Annotated in this window: 21 protein-coding genes and 1 pseudogene; 7 read left to right on the plus strand and 15 right to left on the minus strand. The window is 35.2% G+C overall.

The features are described from left to right. The first annotated feature begins 79 nt into the window (after positions 1-79). The 4 genes from AC1Q51_RS23645 (at position 80) to AC1Q51_RS23660 (ending at position 3,283) form a co-directional block, all read left to right on the plus strand. On the plus strand, positions 80-985 hold the full coding sequence (locus AC1Q51_RS23645) for a TIGR01777 family oxidoreductase (protein WP_000684406.1): 906 nt from the start codon (positions 80-82) through the stop codon (positions 983-985). Between the two features lie 139 nt (positions 986-1,124). Beyond that, positions 1,125-2,255 (plus strand): amidohydrolase, encoded by a 1,131-nt coding sequence (locus AC1Q51_RS23650; RefSeq protein ID WP_000698297.1) that lies wholly within the window; start codon positions 1,125-1,127, stop codon positions 2,253-2,255. Between the two features lie 241 nt (positions 2,256-2,496). Further along, the gene (locus tag AC1Q51_RS23655) at positions 2,497-3,054 is read left to right on the plus strand and encodes a GNAT family N-acetyltransferase (RefSeq protein ID WP_000914737.1); all 558 of its coding nucleotides are present in this window, start codon (positions 2,497-2,499) and stop codon (positions 3,052-3,054) included. A 109-nt stretch (positions 3,055-3,163) separates the two neighbouring features. Further along, positions 3,164-3,283, plus strand: coding sequence for a YfhE family protein (locus AC1Q51_RS23660; protein WP_000358482.1), 120 nt, complete (start codon positions 3,164-3,166; stop codon positions 3,281-3,283). Between the two features lie 373 nt (positions 3,284-3,656). Here the strand turns inward: AC1Q51_RS23660 and AC1Q51_RS23665 are convergent, their stop codons facing one another. The 13 genes and pseudogenes from AC1Q51_RS23665 to AC1Q51_RS23725 form a co-directional block, all read right to left on the minus strand. Further along, the gene (locus tag AC1Q51_RS23665) at positions 3,657-4,823 is read right to left on the minus strand and encodes a diglucosyl diacylglycerol synthase (RefSeq protein ID WP_000594694.1); all 1,167 of its coding nucleotides are present in this window, start codon (positions 4,821-4,823) and stop codon (positions 3,657-3,659) included. A gap of 413 nt (positions 4,824-5,236) precedes the next feature. After that, on the minus strand, positions 5,237-5,968 hold the full coding sequence (gene pflA, locus AC1Q51_RS23670; protein ID WP_000238463.1) for a pyruvate formate-lyase-activating protein: 732 nt from the start codon (positions 5,966-5,968) through the stop codon (positions 5,237-5,239). A 69-nt stretch (positions 5,969-6,037) separates the two neighbouring features. Further along, entirely contained in the window at positions 6,038-8,287 is a 2,250-nt protein-coding gene (pflB, locus tag AC1Q51_RS23675; protein ID WP_000195468.1) for a formate C-acetyltransferase, read from the minus strand. A gap of 152 nt (positions 8,288-8,439) precedes the next feature. Continuing rightward, positions 8,440-8,661 carry a hypothetical protein gene (locus AC1Q51_RS23680; protein ID WP_002094217.1) on the minus strand — a complete coding sequence of 74 codons (222 nt, stop codon included), beginning with the start codon at positions 8,659-8,661 and terminating at the stop codon, positions 8,440-8,442. Next, on the minus strand, positions 8,630-10,174 hold the full coding sequence (locus tag AC1Q51_RS23685; protein ID WP_139213322.1) for a glycosyltransferase family 2 protein: 1,545 nt from the start codon (positions 10,172-10,174) through the stop codon (positions 8,630-8,632). The genes AC1Q51_RS23680 and AC1Q51_RS23685 overlap by 32 nt, the downstream gene beginning before the upstream one ends. Continuing rightward, complete coding sequence (locus AC1Q51_RS23690) at positions 10,167-11,132, minus strand: UDP-N-acetyl-alpha-D-glucosaminuronate decarboxylase (RefSeq protein WP_000037053.1); 966 nt, start codon at positions 11,130-11,132, stop codon at positions 10,167-10,169. Before AC1Q51_RS23690 ends, AC1Q51_RS23685 begins: the two co-directional genes overlap by 8 nt. Further along, the gene (locus AC1Q51_RS23695) at positions 11,129-12,373 is read right to left on the minus strand and encodes a nucleotide sugar dehydrogenase (RefSeq protein ID WP_000994262.1); all 1,245 of its coding nucleotides are present in this window, start codon (positions 12,371-12,373) and stop codon (positions 11,129-11,131) included. Before AC1Q51_RS23695 ends, AC1Q51_RS23690 begins: the two co-directional genes overlap by 4 nt. Further along, the gene (locus tag AC1Q51_RS23700; RefSeq protein ID WP_025118422.1) at positions 12,363-13,910 is read right to left on the minus strand and encodes a glycosyltransferase family 2 protein; all 1,548 of its coding nucleotides are present in this window, start codon (positions 13,908-13,910) and stop codon (positions 12,363-12,365) included. The genes AC1Q51_RS23695 and AC1Q51_RS23700 overlap by 11 nt, the downstream gene beginning before the upstream one ends. 13 nt (positions 13,911-13,923) lie before the next feature. Then, entirely contained in the window at positions 13,924-14,118 is a 195-nt protein-coding gene (locus AC1Q51_RS23705; RefSeq protein WP_000899476.1) for an LSm family protein, read from the minus strand. A gap of 16 nt (positions 14,119-14,134) precedes the next feature. Beyond that, complete coding sequence (locus tag AC1Q51_RS23710; RefSeq protein ID WP_000335542.1) at positions 14,135-14,536, minus strand: LSm family protein; 402 nt, start codon at positions 14,534-14,536, stop codon at positions 14,135-14,137. Between the two features lie 154 nt (positions 14,537-14,690). Next, positions 14,691-15,938: a serine hydrolase domain-containing protein gene (locus AC1Q51_RS23715; RefSeq protein WP_000371817.1), complete on the minus strand. Its 1,248-nt coding sequence runs from the start codon at positions 15,936-15,938 to the stop codon at positions 14,691-14,693. A gap of 252 nt (positions 15,939-16,190) precedes the next feature. After that, positions 16,191-17,693 carry an N-acetylglucosamine-specific PTS transporter subunit IIBC gene (gene nagE / locus AC1Q51_RS23720; protein WP_000938908.1) on the minus strand — a complete coding sequence of 501 codons (1,503 nt, stop codon included), beginning with the start codon at positions 17,691-17,693 and terminating at the stop codon, positions 16,191-16,193. A gap of 141 nt (positions 17,694-17,834) precedes the next feature. Continuing rightward, a pseudogene (locus tag AC1Q51_RS23725) lies at positions 17,835-17,947 on the minus strand (transcriptional regulator). A 69-nt stretch (positions 17,948-18,016) separates the two neighbouring features. Here AC1Q51_RS23725 and glsA point away from each other — a divergent pair. Together glsA and AC1Q51_RS23735 are read left to right on the plus strand one after the other, a co-directional pair. Beyond that, complete coding sequence (glsA, locus tag AC1Q51_RS23730) at positions 18,017-18,946, plus strand: glutaminase A (protein ID WP_001149850.1); 930 nt, start codon at positions 18,017-18,019, stop codon at positions 18,944-18,946. A 174-nt stretch (positions 18,947-19,120) separates the two neighbouring features. Then, positions 19,121-19,462: a DUF3969 family protein gene (locus AC1Q51_RS23735; RefSeq protein ID WP_000766603.1), complete on the plus strand. Its 342-nt coding sequence runs from the start codon at positions 19,121-19,123 to the stop codon at positions 19,460-19,462. 118 nt (positions 19,463-19,580) lie between these two features. On the opposite strand, the gene ytaF is transcribed toward AC1Q51_RS23735, so the two are convergent. After that, entirely contained in the window at positions 19,581-20,192 is a 612-nt protein-coding gene (gene ytaF / locus AC1Q51_RS23740; protein ID WP_000100747.1) for a sporulation membrane protein YtaF, read from the minus strand. Between the two features lie 130 nt (positions 20,193-20,322). Here ytaF and AC1Q51_RS23745 point away from each other — a divergent pair, with 130 nt between their 5' ends. Further along, positions 20,323-20,976 (plus strand): DUF1232 domain-containing protein, encoded by a 654-nt coding sequence (locus tag AC1Q51_RS23745; RefSeq protein WP_001262773.1) that lies wholly within the window; start codon positions 20,323-20,325, stop codon positions 20,974-20,976. A 99-nt stretch (positions 20,977-21,075) separates the two neighbouring features. Here the strand turns inward: AC1Q51_RS23745 and AC1Q51_RS23750 are convergent, their stop codons facing one another. Beyond that, positions 21,076-22,350, minus strand: coding sequence for an acetylornithine deacetylase (locus AC1Q51_RS23750; protein WP_001067762.1), 1,275 nt, complete (start codon positions 22,348-22,350; stop codon positions 21,076-21,078). Between the last annotated feature and the right edge of the window lie 39 nt (positions 22,351-22,389).

A 22,389-nucleotide genomic window follows, 5' to 3' on the forward strand; every position in this document is an offset into this window, starting at 1 on the left:
TCTCACCTCTCTATTATTTTAACATAGTCGAGGAACATTTTTTCTTTTCAAGAATATATATAATGAGGAGGAAATACTTGTGAAAATCGCAATTTCTGGTGGTACAGGCTTTATCGGTAAATATCTTTCTACTTTTTTTGTTCAAAAAGGATATACTGTTTACATCCTCACACGAAAAAAAACTACTGAAACTTCCGACCCTAAACTTCAGTATGTTCAATGGACACCAGATTTACAAACCTTCCCCCTCTCTTCTATTGATGTAGTTATTAATCTAGCCGGAGAGTCTATTAATAGTAGATGGACAAAGAAACAAAAGAAAGCCATTTTAAACAGTAGAATTCAAACAACAAAAGGACTCATTAAACAATTGCAGGCACTCCATAAAAAACCACATACATTTATTAATGCAAGTGCTATTGGATACTACGGAACATCTGAAGTAGAGTCTTTTACTGAGCAACAAGAAACGCCTGGAAATGACTTTTTAGCAGAAACAGTATTTTTATGGGAACAAGAAGCAGCTAAAGCATGTTCTCTCGGAATAAGAACAATTTACACAAGATTTGGCGTTGTATTAGGTGCAGATGGCGGAGCCTTGCCAAAAATGTTACTTCCCTATCAATTCTATATCGGCGGCACCATTGGTTCTGGGAAACAATGGTTATCATGGATTCATATAGACGATGTCGTTCGTATGATGGATTTCATCATACACAAAAAAGAAATTGATGGTCCTCTTAATATGACAGCACCAACACCTATAAGAATGAAGGAATTTGGAAAGACCATCGCTGCTGCAACGAGAAAACCACATTGGTTGCCTGTCCCTTCATTTATGCTTCACGCCTTATTAGGTGAGATGAGCATACTTGTACTAGAAGGGCAACATGTATTACCTAGTAAAGCAATTAAACATGGATACCAATACACATTTCCGGCAATAGACCATGCATTACAAAATATACTTTCGCATACAATGTAGTACTTCTAAAACACAATTTTACATGGGCCCTTTTAAAACTTTCATTTTCTAGGATCCGAAGCATTACCATACAAATAACCTTTCAGTTACTTTCCCTTAACTTCCATTAGCATTATAAAGTAACAGAAATGAGGTACCTATGAAAATATTGCTCAAACAAGCCATTGTATACCCTATTACATCTCCAAAGTTTCAAGGCGATGTACTCGTTACAGGAGAGCGAATTACCGAGGTCAAACCTTTTATTCAACCTACTCAAGATATGACCGTTATAGATGCACGAGCACTCCATCTCTTACCTGGCTTTATTGATGTCCATACTCACCTTGGTCTCTATGATGAAGGTACTGGTTGGGCTGGAAATGATGCCAATGAAACATCTGAAGTTTCAACACCACATATTCGTTCTTTAGATGGAATCCATCCTCTCGATATCGCCTTTCAAGACGCTGTACAAAATGGAATTACAACCGTTCACGTTATGCCTGGCAGTCAAAATATTATCGGGGGTACTACTTGTGTAATAAAAACAGCTGGAACTTGTATTGATCATATGATTATTCAAGAACCTGCTGGTTTAAAGATTGCCTTTGGAGAAAACCCTAAAAAAGTCCATAGTAATGGAACAAAAGAATCCATAACACGTATGGGGATTATGGGGTTACTTCGGGAATCATTCTATGAAGCACAACACTACGGGCACGAAGCTGATTTTCGAATGCTTCCTATTTTAAAAGCATTACGTCGTGAAATACCCGTACGTATCCACGCCCATCGAGCAGATGATATTAGTTCTGCGCTACGCTTTGCAACGGAATTCAACCTCGATCTACGTATTGAACATTGTACAGAAGGACACTTTCTTGTTGAAGAGCTTTCGAAACACAATTTGAAGGTTTCAGTTGGTCCCACTCTGACACGCCGTTCTAAAATCGAACTAAAAAACAAGACATGGGATACTTACCATATATTATCCAAAAATGGTGTGGAAGTTTCTATAACAACAGACCATCCTTATACACCCATTCAGTATTTAAATATTTGTGCTGCTGTCGCAGTAAGAGAAGGGTTAGACGAGAAAACAGCACTAGAAGGAATCACCATATTCCCAGCGCGAAATTTGCGATTAGAGGATAGAATTGGAAGCATCGAGGTTGGAAAAGACGCCGATCTCGTGTTATGGACTCATCATCCTTTCCATTATTTAGCCAAGCCTGTACTAACTATGATTGATGGAAAAATAATTTACAAAAAAAATAAAAAAAACTAGTTTATTTTTTTGACTAGATAAAGTATTATACGATTATAAACTGAATGAAACCATAATCAATTTGTGTCGTGATTATCATTTTCAAATTGATGAATGGGGAAGGCAAATGGTGCGCCACCAGCGTTAGAAACTGGTTCTAGTGGGTTCGATTCCCACCCCGAAATTTTTTAAAGATTGATATAAAAATTTCGAGGGTGGGGTGTTTTTTCGTCATGCTACCCTCGTGTGAGGAGGAGTTAGTATGTTGAAAAAACGCGACTTACACGACAGCCACGTTCTATACGAGTTAATGGTGGATCCAGCTGTCTTCCCTTTTGTGCGTCAAAAGGCTTATTCTTATGAAGAATATTTATTCTTAACGAAACAAACGATTGAAGCTGAAGAGCGTGGTGAATTAATTTCACGCACAATTTTAGATGAATGGGGTAACCCTATCGGAACAATTACTTTATTTGATGTGCAAGAAAAAGCTGGATTTCTCGGGACATGGCTTGGCAAACCATATCATGGAAAAGGCTATAATAAATTGGCAAAAGATTCATTTTTTAGTGAACTTTTCTACGAATTAGATATTGAAACAATTTTCATGCGTATTCGTAAAATAAATATTCGTTCTATTAAAGCTGCAGAAAAACTGCAATATGTGAATCTAGCAAACGAAACAAGAAAAGCCGTATATGATGAAATTAACGCAAACGAAGAAGTATATAACTTATATGAAATTCCAAAAGATCAATACACACTTGCTACAATGCGAGATACAACCTTCCAAGATGCTCATCAATTAAAAGAAGCATAATCTAAATTTTCTGAAATGATAATCAATCATTAACATTTTCCATATGCGTATATCCCCTCATGTCTTTGGAAACGATAAATAGTAACTTTAAGACACGAGGTGATTTGTAATGGATAAAAAGAAACGTGATAAAGCAAAAAACACATTATCTAGTACACAAGAAGTTCTCTATCAACGTGAATTTCAAAAAGCAGATCGTGCAGCAGGATATCGCTCGAAAAGCATTTAAAGTGAAAATGAATAATTAGAAGTTTCCCCCCTAATTATTCATTTTCATTACATAATTTTCTCGACTGATAGAAGTAAGCAAAAAGACCCCTTATGCTTATGCATAAGGGGTCTTTTTGCTGTGGACAACTTTATCCACAAAACTGATGCAATTGTTAGTAATTTTCAAAAATACTTAATATTTTTCTATATTAAAGCATATATCAGCTGTTTTAATTGTGGATATTTTTCTAAAAATTGTGGACAATGTGGATATAGTTGTTAATATTCCGACTTTACTGTTTAATGAAAGCGCATTTTTTTGTGGATAACTGGCTAAATTTTCTTTGAAAATAATAAAGAACCCTCTTTACATATACAAAGAGGGTTTCATATTAAGTAAAAGATTGTGCAAGAGCAGGTGATTTAATAGGTATATGACGCGGTTCTGCATGATTTTCTGCCAAAATTGCATCTACAATATGACCAGCTGGCTCTGGAAGATAGATGCTTTTCATTGCTTCTTTCATTTGAAGAAGCTTCACATCATCTTGTAATAATGCCTCTGTTTTTGCGAAAACCTCACTATCATCGCGAATGACAACTGCTGCTCCTTTTTTTTCAAAGTACATCGCATTTTCATTTTCTTGTCCTGGAACAGGCTTATATAAAATGACAGGTACTTGCAACGCTGCTGCTTCACTTAATGTTATTCCGCCTGGCTTCGTAATCATACAAGAAGTAACTCGGAATAATTCATCAATATTTTCAACATACCCAAACACTTTTAATGCATCGGAATTTTGCTTCTGTAAACTTAATAAATCATGTTTTAAAGCTTCATTTTTTCCACAAACGACAACTACTTGTAAATTAGGCACTGACATAAATGATTGGCATAGTTCTTTTACATTTCCTAATACCCCATGAGCACCTGCTACAATTAGTAAAATCTTTTTATTCTTACATAACTGATATTTATTATATATGATGTCTGAATTTACCTTTAACTCAAAACTACTCCGAATTGGAATTCCTGTTTCAACAATTTGTTCCGCAGGTACACCGATATCAACCATCAATTCTTTCACGTGATCCGTTGCAACAAAATAACGATCTACTTCTCGATGAATCCATATTTTGTGCACGCAAAAATCCGTTAATACGTTATAGACAGGAATTGAAATCCCCGTTTGTTTTTTCAATTCTGGTACAGCAATAATTGGAAATGTATTAATTACAATATCAGGTTTCTCCACCTGTAACAGTGTTTTCAAACGTTTTCTTCCAAAGTTCGCATACCAAGATGCTATTTTCTTATCATAAATTTTTTCTACCCCGTAATAAAACAAACGATATAATTCTTTTCCTATTGTATAACTTTTTAAATATAGATATTTTGTAATGTCAGTTATAAATGGATGTGATTCTCCAAACAAGTCGCATACAATAACATCTTCAATTCCTTTTTGGCGAAATGTTTGTTCTAATGTTTTTGCTACTTGCACATGACCATTACCGTAATGTGCAGTTAATATTAAAACCTTGGGGTTTTTTATCAAACAAATCCACTCCTAGCTTTTTGTTTCTCCATATTGCATATACGACAATAGGAAAAACATTTTCCTTAAAAATTACATAAACAGATTCTAATAATTCCCTTTTCAGCTATGTACCTGTCGTGGATATGCAAAGCATATAAGATTGACCCCTTAATCCTATCTGTGCTCATATCTTTACATTATACTTTCCTATAAGAGCTTTCGCAATAACTTACAAATCTTCTCTATTCCATGATACTCACTCTTTTACTTCTTAATTCTTTTTACTATTTTGATTTCCCTTTACAATTATGTAAATTTATCCACTTAGTCCGTACAAAATTATGGATATTCTACTTTCAGTATACTCTTTTATCAATATATACTCTAGATTTTATTGTAAAGAAAGCAAAAAGCCTAATCCAATATTTGGATTAGACCGCTTGTAAAATATGTTTAGCATGTTCTACATTTTTCTCAGTAGGTGGTTCTACATTTGCGAGTGGGTACTTGTGTCCAAGCGCCTCCCATTTATATACACCAAGCTTATGATATGGTAACACTTCAACTTTTTGAACATTAGACAGACTTTGAATAAAGCTAGATAGTTTTTGTAGATCCTCTTCATTATCCGTAACACCAGGAACTAATACGTGTCGTACCCAAATCGCTTTATTCTTATCCGATAAATAACGAGCAAATTGTAAAATATGTTCATTTGGTTTCCCTGTTAATTTACGATGCTTTTTGGAATCGATATGTTTCAAATCCAATAAAACTAAATCTGTATAATCCATTAAAATATCTAGCTTATTTTGGAATTCTGGTTCCTCAGAATAACACCCACCAGAAGAGTCGATTGTTGTATGGATACCAGCCTCTTTACACTTTTTAAACAACTCAATTAAAAAGTCTAGCTGTAATAATGGCTCTCCACCGCTAACTGTTATACCGCCTCCGGAGGCTTCAATAAATGGAAGGTAACATGTCACATCCTGCATCACTTCTTCAACTGTTATTTCTTTACCTTTACCGATTTCCCACGTATCAGCATTATGACAATATTGACAACGTAATAAACACCCTTGTGTAAATATGACATAACGAATCCCTGGGCCATCAACAGTACCACAAGACTCTACAGAATGTATTCTTCCTTTTACCATGTTACTTCCTCCTTTATTGAAACAGCCTCCCTTCGCTATGTATTAAAAGCGAAGGGACACTTTTTTCATTTACATGCTTTCATGCATTGTACGGTTAATTACATCAATTTGTTGTTCACGAGTTAATTTAATAAAGTTTACAGCGTAACCAGATACGCGAATTGTTAATTGTGGATATTTCTCAGGATGTTCCATTGCATCCATTAATGTTTCACGATTAAATACGTTAATATTTAAGTGATGGCCTTCTTTTACTGCATAGCCATCAAGCATAGATACTAAGTTACGTACTTGTACATCATCTTCTTTACCAAGTGCTTTTGGAATAATAGAGAATGTATTAGAAATACCATCTTGTGCATCTTCATATGGTAATTTAGCTACAGATAATAATGAAGCTAATGCACCTTTTGTATCACGTCCATGCATTGGATTTGCACCTGGTGCAAATGGTTCTCCAGTACGGCGTCCATCTGGAGTGTTACCAGTTTTCTTACCGTATACAACGTTAGATGTAATAGTTAAAATTGACATTGTATGAACGGAATTACGATATGTTTTATGTTTACGCAGTTTATTCATAAATGTTTTCACGAGATTTACAGCGATCTCATCTACACGATCATCATTGTTACCGTATTTTGGGAAGTCTCCTTCAATCTCGAAGTCAACTGCAATACCATTTTCATCACGGATTGGTTTTACTTGTGCGTATTTAATTGCACTTAATGAGTCTGCTACTACAGATAGACCCGCGATACCTGTTGCCATTGTACGAAGAACATTTGTATCATGAAGTGCCATTTCAATACGTTCATAACTATATTTATCATGCATGTAATGGATAACATTTAATGTGTTTAAATATAGACCCGCTAACCATTCCATTGTCATATCAAACTTATGCATAACTTCTTCGTAATTTAGTACTTCAGAAGTAATTGGTGCGTACTCAGGACCAACTTGTGCTTTTGATTTTTCATCTTTACCACCGTTAATTGCATATAATAATGCTTTCGCTAAGTTTGCACGAGCTCCGAAGAACTGCATTTGCTTACCGATTCTCATTGCAGATACACAACAAGCAATTCCGTAATCATCGCCGTAATCAGCACGCATAATGTCATCATTTTCATATTGAATTGCTGATGTTTTGATGGACATTTTCGCACAGTAGTTTTTAAAGTTCTCTGGTAATTGTTTAGACCAAAGAACTGTTAAATTCGGTTCTGGAGCTGGTCCTAAATTATCTAATGTATGCAAGAAACGGAATGAGTTCTTTGTTACTAATGGACGACCATCTAATGCCATACCACCGATAGATTCAGTTACCCAAGTTGGGTCACCAGAGAATAATTCATTATAATCAGGTGTTCTTGCGAATTTCACAAGACGTAATTTCATAATGAAGTGATCTACAATTTCTTGTACTTCTTCTTCTGTTAAAGTACCATTTGCTAAATCTCTTTCAATGTAAATATCTAAGAATGTAGAAGTACGTCCAAGACTCATTGCAGCTCCGTTTTGCTCTTTAATCGCTGCAAGATATGCGAAGTATAACCACTGGAATGCTTCTTGTGCATTTGTTGCTGGTTTAGAAATATCGAAACCATGAGAAGCAGCCATTTGTTTTAGTTCTTGAAGTGCACGCATTTGCTCAGATAACTCTTCGCGTAAACGCATTGTATCTTCGCTCATTACACCACCAGTTAAATTCAAATCAGCTTTTTTCGCTTCAATTAAATGATCAATACCATATAATGCTACGCGTCGATAGTCACCGATAATGCGTCCACGACCGTATGCATCTGGAAGACCAGTAATAACACCTGATTTACGTGCATTTCTCATTTCTGGTGTATAAGCATCAAATACACCTTGGTTATGAGTCTTTCTCCAATCTCTAAAAATACGACTAAGTTCTTTGTCCATTTCGTACCCATAAGATTCACAAGCTTGTTCTGCCATACGAATACCACCATATGGTTGTAAAGAACGTTTAAATGGTTTATCAGTTTGGAAACCGACTACTTTTTCAATATCTTTATTTAAGTATCCTGGGTCATGTGATGTAATAGAAGAAACAATTTTTGTATCCATATCAAGAACGCCACCGTTTTCACGTTCTTTTGTTGTTAAATCCATTACTTGATCCCAAAGTTGTTTCGTTGCTTCAGTTGCTTCTGCTAAGAAAGATTCGTCTCCTTCGAAAACGTTTACATTATTTAAAATGAAATCGCGAACATCAATCTCTGCTTTCCATTTTTCACCTTTAAAGTTTTCCCATGCGTTTTTAACATTTTCTAATACTTGAGTCATCCTAATCTCCTCCATTTTTGATTAGTACAGGACTAAGATTTTTTATATAACAGCTTACACACTTAGAATACTACTTTTTTACGAAAGTGAACGAAATAGTTGTGACATGTTTGTGAAATGTTGAGCAAACTACTATATATATAGTGTTAACTTCATTTAAAAGTCTTTAAAATTAACCCTTTCCTTAATTGTATTTTTTTGGTATCCTTATATACGAGTCCTATTTTGTAATATAAGAACAATACCCATTGTAGAGCTGTAATACTCTTATCTCCTAATCTGTTATAGTTTTTATAACAGAACAAAAAAGTGTACACATGTTGTACACTTTTTTTGTTACTTCTATAAAACATCTCTTTTTCTATTGCCATCATAGAATCCGCCACGATTGTCTGTTGATGCAATTATTTGCTCTAGTCCTTCTATATGATCACCTATAATTCGAAGTACAGCTGGAGGATGACCTATTTTTGCAAAATGTTCACTGGGACGAATACGGTTCATCTTATCAACCTCAACACGACATACACATGCAATTTCAAATCCAGAAAGAAGAGCCTTCACCTGTGCTACACAAGGTGACAATAAAGATTTATATCCAATTGCTTTCAAACACTTGTGGCTAAATGCATTAGGTACCGCAATAAGTGAGCCTACCCCTAAATCCTTTCTATCACACGCTAAATTTAGTGCATACTTAAATGCAGTTACAAGATGAAGTGGTACTCTTAAATCTAAATAATGATTTAAATCATTTAATGCGACGTCCTTTCCATCTGCAATAGCTTTTGCAAAAGGATATAGTTCACTAGCTGGAATAACAAAATCACCATCTATAAATAACACAATTTCTCCTTTTGCAAAATAAGTTCCAAGTGAACGCCCTACATCGTTTCCAAGGGCTTCTTTATATACAATGGTTGTTGCGCCTTTGTCTTTTGCAATCGTTGCTGTTTTATCTGACGAACCATTTACGACAACGATGATTTCAAAAGGTTCAATTTTACGAAGCTCTTCTATAACCTTTCCAATTGTTTTCTCTTCATTTTGTACAGGAATAACAACCGATAGTTGCTTTTCTCTATACAAATTGGATGTAACGCCCCATCCTTGATAAAAATCTTCGAAATTTAAAGTATGATAGACGCTATCCCTTTTCCTATTTCCATCATAATATCCCCCGCGTATATCACTGCTTACTATTCGTTCTGCAACTGCTTCTATATGATCACCTATCATTCGTCTTTCAGATTGAGAAAGGTTCGTTCCATATGCAGCATGTTCAATCGGTCGAAATTTATTCGGCGTAATAACATCAATAGCACAATGACGGTTAATTCTCCATTTACTTTGTGCTATACGTAAATGAGCTACAATAGGATTAACTAAACATTCATATCCAATACTTTGGACGACTTCTTTCGTCAACGCATGAGGTACAGATAATAAAGAATCTATCTTTAATTCTTCACGCTCTAACATTGCATTTAATATTTGACGCCACACTGTAACGGAATGGGGTTTTTGTTTCTTTAAAAACAATGCGTCCAAATTATTTAAAACGATGTCAGTCTGATCATGTAAAATTGGATTAAGAAACAATTGTAATTTGGAAGTTGGAATAGCAAAGTCCCCATCTATAAATAGTAATACATCACCTATCGCATGTTTTGCACCAACTGCACGCCCAACATCGTTTCCTAATAGTTCTGTATACCTGATTACTTTACAACCTAGCTGATCAGCAACCTCTTCTGTACCATCATTACAACCATTTGCTATGACAATAATCTCTACTGGATTTAACGGTTTGACCGATTGAATAACGTCTGAAATCGTATCTACTTCATTACTTGCAGGAATAATAACTGATAGCGACTTAGCCATTGTTTTCTTCACGAAACCATTTAATAGTTTCTTTCAATCCTTGTTCCCACGTTACTGTCGCTTGAAATTGAACAAGTTCTCTTAACTTCTTTACGTTCGGCCTTCTATTCGGAATTTCTTCAAAGCCATGTGGATATACTTCCTCAAAAGGAACTTGTACAATTTTCGAAGAAGATTTCGTTAGTTTTTTAATTGTTTCTGCTACTTCTTTTATACTCTGTTCGTTCTCAGAACCTATATTAATAATCTCACCATTTACCTTCTCATCCATTGCCCGAATTGTTGCTTCTACCGCATCACTCACATACGTAAAGCAACGTGTCTGCTTTCCATCTCCATATACGAGAATGTCTTCTCCTTGCAAAGCTGCACGGATAAATCGCGGGATTACCCCTGCATATGGACCATCTTTCGCTCTTGGACCATAAATATTAAAATAACGAACAATCGTTACAGGTAAGCCTTCTAATGCGTATCCTAAACATAATGTTTCTTCTAACGTTTTACAAACTGCATAACTCCAACGAATTTTAGAAGTTGCCCCATACAATCGATCTCCTTCTTCAGAGAAAGGCGGTTTGCCTTTACCATACACTTCTGAAGTAGATGCAAAAACTACTTTCTTCTTTCCTTTTAATGCTGCTTGTAAAATATTTCTCGTTCCGTCAAAATTCGTTTCAATGAGCTCTATACTTTTTTCCATTGTCGTTTTAACACCTAAAATTGCTGCTAAATGAAACACTACATCATGTTGATTTACTAATTCATAAATAGAATTTTTATCTAAAACACTTATTGGAATAACTCGAATCTCTCTCATTAGCTCATTATGATACTTATTTTTCCCTTTATAGAAGTTATCCACAATTGTGACTTTATAACCCCTTCTCACCAACTCTTCAGCTAAATGAGATCCAATAAATCCGGCCCCACCTGTAATTAAACATTTCTTACTCATACACTCACCTTCTTTATAATTCCCCTTGTATCTATTACTCGGTTCATTCCTTTAAAAAGCTTCCAATCGATATTAGAGTGGTCAGTTAAAATTAAAATACAACCTGCCTCTTTAACTGTTTGTTCATCCAAAGCAACAGATTGATACACCTTATCTCCAATTTCCGCGGAAGAAATATATGAATCATGGTATTTTATCTCGTATCCTTCTTTTATTAGTAATTGAATAATTGGCAAAGCCGGTGATTCTCTCAAATCATTTACATCTTTCTTATATGCGATTCCTACAATTAAAACTAGTCCGGGTGATTGCACCATACCCTTTACTTTCCGGACTATTTTCTCTGGCATTTCTTCATTAATTACATGTGCCGCCTCAATTAATTGACTAATTGCCCCATTCTTTTTTATTCTCCATTGAAAATATAAGGGGTCTACGGGAATACAGTGCCCCCCTATCCCTGGTCCTGGCCAATACGGAGTAAATCCAAAAGGTTTTGTAGATGCCGCTTCAATGGCCTCATAAAAATCAATCCCTAAACTTTCACATAATGTGTTTAACTCATTTACTAAAGAGATGTTAACTAAGCGCTGAATATTTTCAAATAGCTTACACATCTCTGCTACTTTCGGCGAACTAACAGGTACAACTACGTCAAAAATGGTACTATATAAATCCTGTACTTTTTGTTTACACTTTTCTGTTTGTCCACTAATAACTTTTGGAATAGATTGAACTGAATATTGACTATTTGCTGGATCAATTCTCTCAGGGGAATATCCGATATAGAAATCTTCTCCTACCTTTTGGCCAGCTTGAGAAATAATAGGAATAATAACTTCCTCAAGTGTGCCTGGATATGTGGAACTTTCAAAAATGAAGGTTTGTCCTTTTTGGAGATTTTGTTGTATATAATGCGAAGCTGAAATGAGGGCACTTAAATCTGGTTCTCTTCGTTCATTAATTGGAGTTGGAACAGTAACAATAACATAATCACTACTTTGGAAATCAGTAATACCTTTATCTGGTGTATTTACTATTAATTTATTTTTAGTCAATAAACTTTGCAACACTTTAGAAGAAACATCTGGAATATAACTTTCTCCTTTTATAATCGATTCTATTTTTCTAGTATCTTTATCTAATCCAAGTACGGTATGTCCTCTTTCTGCAAAATGGACTGCCAAAGGAAGACCAACATACCCTAATCCAATAATAGCTACTTTACTACTAGCATTCATCTGTATTCTTTTCTTCCTTTCTCAATTGTTGAATAGTGTCTCTATCGCGATCTCCATCTGTAAAACTCCCACGTTCGTCTGTATATTGTAATAGATAAGCAATCGCCTCAAGTTGATCACCGAAAATACGGTCAAATGCCGGAATACGTCCATTTACAAATCCATGTTGCTCCGGGCGTACCCGATTGGTTTTTATAACATCTACAAATTCTACTGCTGTAATAGAAAAAACCTCCAAAATAGCTTTCATTTGAGCTAATGGCGGAATAACAAGCGAGTCATATCCTATTTTCTCTATTACCCTTTTATGCATAGCATGTGGTACTGCCGTTAATGAGTTATTCCATAAATCCGGTCTTTTCGCTACTAAATTCACAAAATATTTCCCCATACTAATTGGATCTGCAGGATGAAACATATCTAATAAGCATTGTAAATCATTTAAAACCACGTCACTTCCATCTTCAACAGCTTGCAAAAATGGAGTGAGCTTTTTTGCTGGAATAACAAAATCACCATCAACGAATAAACAAATATCTGCCGTAGCATGCATGGCACCTATCGCTCGTGCTACATTATGTCCAAGCGCCTCCCCGAATTCAACAACAATAACATTCTCTAGCTTTGCCTGTTTAACAGTCTCAAAATCTGCTCCATTCGCGACAACAATAATTTCATCTACCCCTGCTTTTTTTACTTCTTGTATAACAAATCTTATCGTCATTTTTTCTTCTGACACTGGTATAATCGCACTATATTTCGCTTTTTCCTTCTTTAATACAACTGGTTTATAGTTCCCTATAAACTCCCTATCCCTGTTTCCCTCCGAAAAACCGCCGCGTTTACCATATGTTTCGATTACATATTGCAAAGCACGTAAATGATCACCCATAATACGGCTAGTCGCTTTCGGATAAGGAGAACCAGGTGATGTTCCTGTATGCACAGGACGAACCTTATTTGTGTGAATTACATCGACCGAAGCCGTATCAACAATATCTACTCCTCTAGACATCGCTATCGCTTGAAATAGTGCTGGATCTGCTAAATTCCACCACCCAAGTTTCTCGATAACTTCCCTGCTCATCGCATGTGGAATTGCAATTAAAGATCCAACAACAAGCTCCTTTTTATTCAAATAACGATTCAACATGAACTTTCCAACTGTCGTATAATGTGGTCTCATCTTTAAATAAACCGACCATGTTAAATTATTCACAACAATTTGATGCCCTTGTCGAATTCCTTTCACGAAACGTTGTAACTCTTTACTATCAATAACAATATCACCATCTAAAAACAAAACAATTTCACCTTTTGCTTCTCTAGCTCCAATAGCCCGTCCAACATCATTGCCAAGAGAATGTTTATAATAAATCACGTGACAATGATGTTGTAACGCTATGTCTTTCGTTCCATCTGTCGAGCCATTATCTACTACAATAATTTCGTAAGGCTTGAGCTTCTCCACTTCTACTAAAACTTGTGATAAAGTACTCGCTTCATTGTGCGCTGGAATAACAACTGATACTCTCATACTTGTATCACGCTTACCCTTCCAAGCGAACATAAGCAATAATAGGAGTACGCACAATTACATCTTCCGGTGGTCCATAAGAAGGAGAAGTACGAACACTTACCGCCCCATCTGTCACAGATAAAAGAATGCCTGTAACAATTTCTACAGCTGTCACAACTTGCACTAATTCACCAACATGGTTACGTAATTCATCAGTAAATAACATATATAGCTCTCCTTTCTTACACTTCTTTAATTGATATAATACTTGTAAATGGTAATAAAACTTCAGTTCCTATACCTTCTTGCAATGTTAAGAAATCATCACCGACTGCTACAATAACGCCTGTTAATTGTCCAACTGTCACCGTAATTTCAACATTTTTACCTAAATACTGCTTTGCAATTTCTTTAAAAGGTGATGTATTGCATTCTTTTAAAATGTTGCAAATAATAGATTGAAATTGGCTTGATTTTATAAATTCTTCCGTAGCTTGCTTAGAGTTTCTTTGAATAAACCTTGCAAAGTTTTGCGAAAATAAAAGTCGTTCCACAGCAGGCAATAATTTATCATCTAAAAAATAGCTTAATTGTCTATTAAACAATCTTGATAATTTATGCCAATATTTTCTGAACAGACACATACACTTCTCCTCCTATTATTTTTAGATTATAAAATTTTACATCCATACATCTTAATGTATACAAAATAGATATTTTTGTGATAGGTAAGGCATACATTTTCTAAAAGAAATATTTGTTTCAGGGCAAAAAAAAACTATCCAAAAGGATAGTTTCTTACACTTCAATATTTCGCAACATCGTATAAATGTCATTATTCACTTTACCAAATGATTTAATGTTGTTTTGAATGTTAGATAATAAAACAACATACACACTACCATTTTTACTAAATCCATTTAAACAATTCCAACCTGGCATTACACCGTGATTCGAATAGCTTCCTGGGTCTACGTACCAGCCAAATCCGTAATCTTTTTTCACGGCTGTAAACATTTGATCATAACTCGCTTTTGAAATTAACTTTCCAGAGTATAACGCTTCGTTAAATAAATATAAATCATGTGCACTCGTATATATATCACCACAACCATATAGTTGTGACATGCTCGGAATATTAGGTGTTGTCATATTATTATTTACTATTTTATAACCCGTTGATGGGAATCTTGTTTGTTCTAACGCTGTGCCAAAACCAGAATGTTTCATACCGGCAGTAGCAAAAATATGTTGTTTAATATATTCTTCAAGCGACTGTCCACTTACCTTCTCGGCAATGTATGCAAGTATAGAGTAGTTCGAATCGGAATACTTCCACTTCTCTCCTGGACCACCAATACGCTTTTGATTTCCTATCCGCTTTATCAGTTCTTCATGGGAAATATCTTCTTTTCCTTGCTCATATTCTGGAATCCCTGATGTATGTGTTAATAGATGTTTTAGCTGAATACTATTACCTTGTGGAAAATCTGGAATATACTTCGCAACAGTATCTTCAACTTGTAATTTATTTTGATCTTTCAATTGCATAATAGCAGTTGCTACAAACGCCTTTGAAATAGAACCAATATAAAAAGTCGTCTCTGAATTATTCGGTACTTGCTGCTCTTTATTTGCCATACCGTACCCTTTATTCAGAAGAACTTTTCCGTTCTTCACAATAACAGCTGTCCCGCTAAATCCTGCGTTTTGTAAATACTGGTCCAATTGAGCGTTTTCATTAATTTCTTGAGGTGGTCCTTCAACAGGCTGTTCCGCAGCTTGCGCTTGCTTCACTTGTTCTTCCTGCTCTTTTTGTTTTTGCTTTTGTACTTCTTGTTTCTTTTTTTCTTCTTTCTTTTTTAGCTCTTCTTGTTTCTTCATTTCTGCTGCCGCTTTTAAAGTTTCTTCTTTCTTATTATGCGCAACAATTTTTGTATACATGAAATATACAAGTGATAATAGTAAGACGAAAATGATTGTCCTTTTTATGTATACAATCGGCCGATTTGCTTTCCCATTCGCATTATTTTTTTCCTGATCCATAATTGCTTTTTTCCCCTTACTCACCAATAATTTAATTCCTCTACTAAAGATTTATTTTAGTAGATTATGGATAATCCATTCTATATCATCCCTACTTTATCACGCACTACACATATTACCAACCCATATGTACAAAAAAGAAAAAGAAAATTTACAAAAGTAAGATTCCCGTTAAATTGTTAACAAAAAAAGAGGATATCCTGTAAAAAATTGATGTTATCAATCTTTTTGGACATCCTCTTATCTCATTATTTATACGTGTTTTTTCATATCATCGGCAACAGATTCAACATTTGTACCTACGATAACTTGTACACTTGTATTACTTAATTTCATAACACCTTTTGCACCAGCACGTTTTAATGCTGCTTCATTTACTTGACCAGCATCTTTTACTTGTAAGCGTAGACGTGTTGCACAGTTATCAATAACTGTTAAGTTTTCTTTTCCACCTAAAGCTGCTACGTAAGTTTCACCAATTGAACCTGCAACTGGAGCTTCTTCACCTTCAGCTACTTCCTCTTCGTCTTCACGACCAGGAGTTTTTAAATCGAACTTCTTAATTAAGAAGTAGAATACAACGAAATAAATTACTGCGTAAATTAAACCGACTCCCGCAAGTAATACTGGTTTTGTTGCAATACCAAAGTTTAAGAAGTAATCGATTGCACCGGCACTAAATGTGAAACCATCGTGAATGCCAAGTGTTGTTGTAATGAATAGAGACAGACCTGTTAATACAGCATGAATACCATATAATACTGGTGATAAGAACATGAATGAGAATTCAATTGGTTCTGTAATACCAGTTAAGAATGAAGTTAATGCTAGACCACCTAACATACCTGTAACCATTTTACGTTTTTCTGGTTTTGCAGCCGCAATCATTGCGAAACATGCTGCTGGTAAACCGAACATCATAACTGGGAAGAAACCAGTCATAAACATACCCGCTGTTTTATCTCCGGCAAGGAAGCGAGCAATATCACCGTTTACAACATTACCTGCTGCATTTGTAAAGTCACCAAGTACGAACCAGAAGTATGTGTTCATTACATGATGTAAACCGATTGGAATTAATAGACGGTTTAATAAACCAAATAGACCTGAACCAACTGCCCCTAAATTAACAATTCCATGAGCTAATGCATCGATAGCATTTTGAATTGCTGGCCAAATTTGTGCGAATAGAATTCCTAATATTAACATCACAACCGATGTAACAATTGGGACGAAACGTTTTCCAGCAAAGAACCCTAACCATTCTGGAAGTTTAATCTTATGGAATTTATTATAAAGAAGTCCCGCTATAACACCAACAATAATACCACCTAAAACTTTCATATCCACTTTAGTCGATAATTCGGCTGCCTTAGATACTTGTGTCATTGTATCTGCAAGCTTAGATGGATCAACATTAGCGCTATTCCCTATTAAATCTTGGACTTTGCCTAATTTATCTTGTAATTCTACAGTAGAATATCCCTTACTAAGTGCATCAATACTGTTTTTCATAACTAGATAACCAATTGCACCTGCAAGACCTGCTGCACCACTACCATCAACTGAAAGACCGATTGCAATACCAATTGCAAAAATGAGTGCTAAATTATCAAAAACTGCTGCACCGGCCTGTGCCATAACAGGAATATCAAATACATCTGGTTGCCCTAAACGAAGCAATAATCCTGCTGCTGGTAGTACGGCGATTGGAAGCATTAACGCTTTACCAATACGTTGTAAAAACTGCAACATTTTAATTCCCCCTATCAAATTTATGAAATCGTTATCATTATAAGTACGCCTTAGAAAACGCTTTCTATTTACATAACCATAATAACATATAGTTGTATAGATGTGTAGTTTTTATTTTCGAATTTTTTATGGATAAATCTCCTATTTCCAAACTGTTATATAAAAGGGAAATTCTCCTTTTTTAATACAAAGGACTTGAAAGAACGACCTACTATAGAACATATAACTTTCGTTTTATCATTCCACTTTTTCATGTTATTATTTATTTCCGAGCATATCGGGAAAAGTAAACTTAGTTAATTCGAAATAGGAGCGTTGGTACTATGCAGTGCATTGAAACAAACAACTTACAACAGTTGTTAGAACAAGTAAAACCATATACGAAAAAAGGAAAACTTGCTACTTATATCCCCGAACTAGGAAATGCAAATCCAGACGATTTAGGGATTGCCATTTTCCATAAAGAAACAGAATATATCCATGCAGGCAACTCACAAACACTATTTACTCTTCAAAGTATTTCCAAAGTAATTACACTTGCCCTTGCCCTTTTAGACCGTGGTGAAGAATATGTATTTTCTAAAGTTGGAATGGAACCAACGGGTGACCCATTTAATTCTATTATTAAGTTAGAAACGACAAGTCCATCCAAACCCCTTAATCCAATGATAAATGCAGGAGCATTAGCTATTACAAGCATGTTAGCAGGAAAAGATAACGAGGAAAAAATGGAACGTATTCTTCATTTTGTACGTGAAATAACAGATAACCCTACTATTAATTATTCCTCTAAAGTTGCCGATTCAGAATTAGAGACAGCTTATCTAAATCGTTCGCTTTGCTATTATATGAAACAAAACGGTATTATCGATTGTGATATTGAAGAACTTATGGATTTATATACTCGTCAATGCGCAGTTGAAGTAAACTGCATTGATTTAGCACGTATCGGCTTAATTTTTGCAATGGATGGATATGATCCATATAAAAAGAAACAAATCATCCCTAAACATATTACAAAAATTTGCAAAACATTTATGGTCACATGTGGTATGTATAACGAATCTGGTGAATTTGCAATACGCGTTGGTATCCCTGCAAAAAGTGGTGTAGCGGGTGGTATTTTCGGCTGCGTAAAAGGCGATATGGGAATCGGCATTTTCGGACCAGCTTTAGATGCAAACGGAAATAGTATTGCTGGTTTTAAAATTCTTGAACTTCTTTCTGCTCAAGAAGGCTGGAGTATTTTTTAATCGCGAGTTATCCTGCTATACTAGCAGGATTTTTTATTTCACCAAAACCTCACTTTTGTCAGTTATCAATCCTCTTACAAAAACAGTGCTGAAAGTTTCTCTATATCATGCATATTTGTTCCCCCCTCCTGAATAATATAGTACAACCTAGCGCTATATGTGGAGGTGTGAAAGATGAAACTAATATTTCAAATGGGAAAACAACCTGTTCTTGAAAAAACAATCCTTCTTTTTATATTGAGTATTGTAGAAAGCTTGAAGTTAAAAGTTGTTTCACTCGACGAAGCTCACCGATACATATTCAATTTAGAAGTACTTGAATTATTAATGGATCGGAATATCGATGATCAAGTACTTGAACTTATTCATTTCGGGATGGGACTTGAAGACATTCATCATGTGCTTCCTGAAGAACTTGAGCATACTATCGAGGAATTAAAATGGCTTTGCATCCAAGTGTTAAGTGAATACAGTATGCATGAAGAATCAGAGCAATTAATTGAAGACATACGCTAAAAAGCACCTATGTAGTATGTAGGTGCTTTTTATTTATTAAGAAGTAAATATCCGATGTCGATATATGCAATTTATTCAAGTATTTCCGAGGAAATGCTCGAACATTGCTTTTCTATTTTCACAACAACTGATCAATCCCAATAAGTATTAATAACACTCCTGCAATAACCGTCGCCCATTTCCCTAAGTATGCTGCTAAATATCGTTTCCCTACATATGCAAAACCACTTATGCAAATAAAACTAAACACCCCAGAAATAGTCGCTGTAAGCCAAAGATTTAAATTTGTTACCCCAGCATCAAACCCACCTGCAATATTATTAATAGATAATGCAACTCCTAAAACAAGTGCTTCAGAAAAACTAATTGTTTTAGAGCCATCAAAATCTGCTTTTTCTGGATCACGTAAAATTCCCATAAGTACATTATCACCTTTAGAACCTACAGTATTTTTTTGACTCAAGAAAGGCTGACATAAAATAAACACCCCGATTATCCCTAAAACGATTGCTCCAATCAGGTTTGCTGTAAACTCTGAAATAAATAACGCAATCCAGTTCCCAAAAAATCCAGCTAGTAAAGTAAATAAAAACCCGAAGAATGCGATGATAAAATTGTTAAACCACGAAATACGAATTTTACGAATGCCATACGCAATTCCAACACCTGCATTATCTAAATTAGAAGCGATCCCGATTAAAAGAATTGAAAATAAGCCTGCCGTACTCATAAATAGTCACCCCTTTTTCTCACTTTTCAATGCATATTATGAAAATGTTGAGCAACTGTGCCTGTCTGTTTCATATACTTGTAATAAATGCTCAACATTTTTTCAACACTAAAAAAGGAGTGCCTGCACTATGGCTAATGAAAACCCGAATGATCGGCTTGGTAAATTAATAAAAAAACTTTTAAAAGAACGCGCCTTATCTATGCGCCAACTAGGAATACTTACAAATATTGATCCTGCAACAGTCTCAAGAATTATTAATGGCAAACAACCACCAAAACAAAAACATCTACAAAAATTTGCAGAATGTCTTCAAGTTCCACCCCAATTGTTATTTGATGAAATGTACCCTGATTCTCCTCACATTAATAAAGAAAAAACGGATATGTACACATCTCTTGATACCATTCAACAAACTTTACAATCCTCTAACTTATTCGATTTCGATTACACTACAACTCGCGTAAAACAAGAACTCGAAAATTACGAACGCTATGCCCAGACAACAGAAGGCGAAAAACGTATTCATGACAGTTTTGCAAGCAAATTAGAGCAAATTGATAGTGCTGGTCCTTTTATTGAACAATTAACAGATATGTATCAACAATTTTGTAATGAAACCATTTCAAAAGAAGAACGTGCAGTTCTTGGGAGCGCATTACTTTATTTCATTTTATCGACAGATATTATTCCCGACTATCTCTTTCCAATTGGCTATTTAGATGATGCGATTGCCGTTGAATTAGCAAAAGAGAAATTACTTGAAATGAAACGAAAGACATAGCAAAATAAAGAACTATTTCAGTTGTTTATATTCAACTCTGAAATAGTTCACTAAAAAATCGTACAAGTATACATACTCGTACGATTTTACTATACAAATCTATTTTTTCGTGTGGCACCATTCATATATAAATGTTATTATCACTTTTGTAAATTCAATTAACTGTTCAATTTCAACTTTCTCATTTACAGAATGTGCTTCTTCTAATGTACCTGGTCCATATATAATCGCTGGAATGTGAAACTCACTAAACCAACCACCATCAGTTACCGTTGCAGACATATCTAAAATTGCATTTTTTGATAGAATAGACTCGTGTACTGAGCTAAGTTTTTTTACAGCTTTATGTTCACTATCTACTTCTAATGAAGGGAAAATTTCCCCACGATCTACAATCATTGATTCTCCGCCCCACTTAAATTGTGGCGGATTTTCACTTAACCATGGATCGGCAGCTGCCACCTTTCCAATATACTCTTCAATTTCGTTTATTATTTGTTCATGTGTTTCATTCGGATAGAAGTGCACTGTTATCCACAATCGGCACTCATCCGCAATAAACGCCGCATGCCTTCCTCCCTCAATAACAGCTGGATTAATTGTTGTTGTTCCAGATGGATAGCCTTCATATGTTTTCATAACTGCCCAGTGGCGCTCTAATTCTTGTAAGCTTTGTACAATTTTCATCATTTTTTCAATCGCACTCGCTCCAAATAAACGTCCTCCAGCATGGATCATTTGTCTGCGCGTTGCATCATGAAACGTTTGTGGACTTTTCACTGTAATCCATCCAGTAATGACACCGCCTTGTCCTTGCATATGTAAATCGCTCGTATCCACTACTACTGCAAAATCAGCATCGTAACCCCTTTTGCAGCATTGAAGTGTACCTGCTTCTCCAACTTCTTCTCCAATTACCGATTGAAAAGTTAAATCTCCAGGTAATTCAATACCAGCTTCTTGTAAAAGTTGAATGGCAAATAGCGCTCCAGCCAGCCCACCTTTCATATCTGCTGCGCCACGTCCAACTAACCAGCCATCTTTTATAAATGGATCAAATGGATTTGTTTCCCACGCCTCATCTGCTGACACTTCGGCTACATCCATATGTCCATTAATAATAAGACTTTTATATGAGTCACTTTTTATCCCTTTTTTTACCCCAACAACATTCGGATCATTCGGATATACATCCCATTTATCAATACTAAAATTTCGTTTTCTTAAAAACTCTGCAACAAATTCTTGTGCTTCATTTGTATTTCTCGCTGGCGGTGCTGGTGTTTCAAAACGAATTAAAGTTTTTGTAAGTTCTAGTAATTCCTCTTTCCTTGAATCTATTTGTTTTAACAACTGCGAAACTTCTGGATTCATCGCTAATTCCCCTTTGCATACATAGTATGTTTCCAGCTT

The organism is Bacillus sp. MT94, from assembly GCF_058792475.1.

Excerpts from the sequence above, each read along its gene's own strand:
- ytaF (WP_000100747.1), bottom strand. The coding sequence starts at position 20,192 with ATGAGTACGGCAGGCTTATTTTCAATTCTTTTAATCGGGATCGCTTCT.
- AC1Q51_RS23700 (WP_025118422.1), bottom strand. The coding sequence starts at position 13,910 with ATGAGAGTATCAGTTGTTATTCCAGCGCACAATGAAGCGAGTACTTTA.
- AC1Q51_RS23710 (WP_000335542.1), bottom strand. The coding sequence starts at position 14,536 with ATGTGTCTGTTCAGAAAATATTGGCATAAATTATCAAGATTGTTTAAT.
- AC1Q51_RS23660 (WP_000358482.1), top strand. The coding sequence starts at position 3,164 with ATGGATAAAAAGAAACGTGATAAAGCAAAAAACACATTATCTAGTACA.
- AC1Q51_RS23735 (WP_000766603.1), top strand. The coding sequence starts at position 19,121 with ATGAAACTAATATTTCAAATGGGAAAACAACCTGTTCTTGAAAAAACA.
- glsA (WP_001149850.1), top strand. The coding sequence starts at position 18,017 with ATGCAGTGCATTGAAACAAACAACTTACAACAGTTGTTAGAACAAGTA.
- AC1Q51_RS23690 (WP_000037053.1), bottom strand. The coding sequence starts at position 11,132 with ATGAGTAAGAAATGTTTAATTACAGGTGGGGCCGGATTTATTGGATCT.
- AC1Q51_RS23650 (WP_000698297.1), top strand. The coding sequence starts at position 1,125 with ATGAAAATATTGCTCAAACAAGCCATTGTATACCCTATTACATCTCCA.
- AC1Q51_RS23745 (WP_001262773.1), top strand. The coding sequence starts at position 20,323 with ATGGCTAATGAAAACCCGAATGATCGGCTTGGTAAATTAATAAAAAAA.
- AC1Q51_RS23685 (WP_139213322.1), bottom strand. The coding sequence starts at position 10,174 with ATGGCTAAGTCGCTATCAGTTATTATTCCTGCAAGTAATGAAGTAGAT.
- pflB (WP_000195468.1), bottom strand. The coding sequence starts at position 8,287 with ATGACTCAAGTATTAGAAAATGTTAAAAACGCATGGGAAAACTTTAAA.
- AC1Q51_RS23655 (WP_000914737.1), top strand. The coding sequence starts at position 2,497 with ATGTTGAAAAAACGCGACTTACACGACAGCCACGTTCTATACGAGTTA.
- AC1Q51_RS23750 (WP_001067762.1), bottom strand. The coding sequence starts at position 22,350 with ATGAATCCAGAAGTTTCGCAGTTGTTAAAACAAATAGATTCAAGGAAA.
- pflA (WP_000238463.1), bottom strand. The coding sequence starts at position 5,968 with ATGGTAAAAGGAAGAATACATTCTGTAGAGTCTTGTGGTACTGTTGAT.
- AC1Q51_RS23695 (WP_000994262.1), bottom strand. The coding sequence starts at position 12,373 with ATGAATGCTAGTAGTAAAGTAGCTATTATTGGATTAGGGTATGTTGGT.
- AC1Q51_RS23680 (WP_002094217.1), bottom strand. The coding sequence starts at position 8,661 with ATGATGGCAATAGAAAAAGAGATGTTTTATAGAAGTAACAAAAAAAGT.
- AC1Q51_RS23715 (WP_000371817.1), bottom strand. The coding sequence starts at position 15,938 with ATGGATCAGGAAAAAAATAATGCGAATGGGAAAGCAAATCGGCCGATT.
- AC1Q51_RS23705 (WP_000899476.1), bottom strand. The coding sequence starts at position 14,118 with ATGTTATTTACTGATGAATTACGTAACCATGTTGGTGAATTAGTGCAA.
- nagE (WP_000938908.1), bottom strand. The coding sequence starts at position 17,693 with ATGTTGCAGTTTTTACAACGTATTGGTAAAGCGTTAATGCTTCCAATC.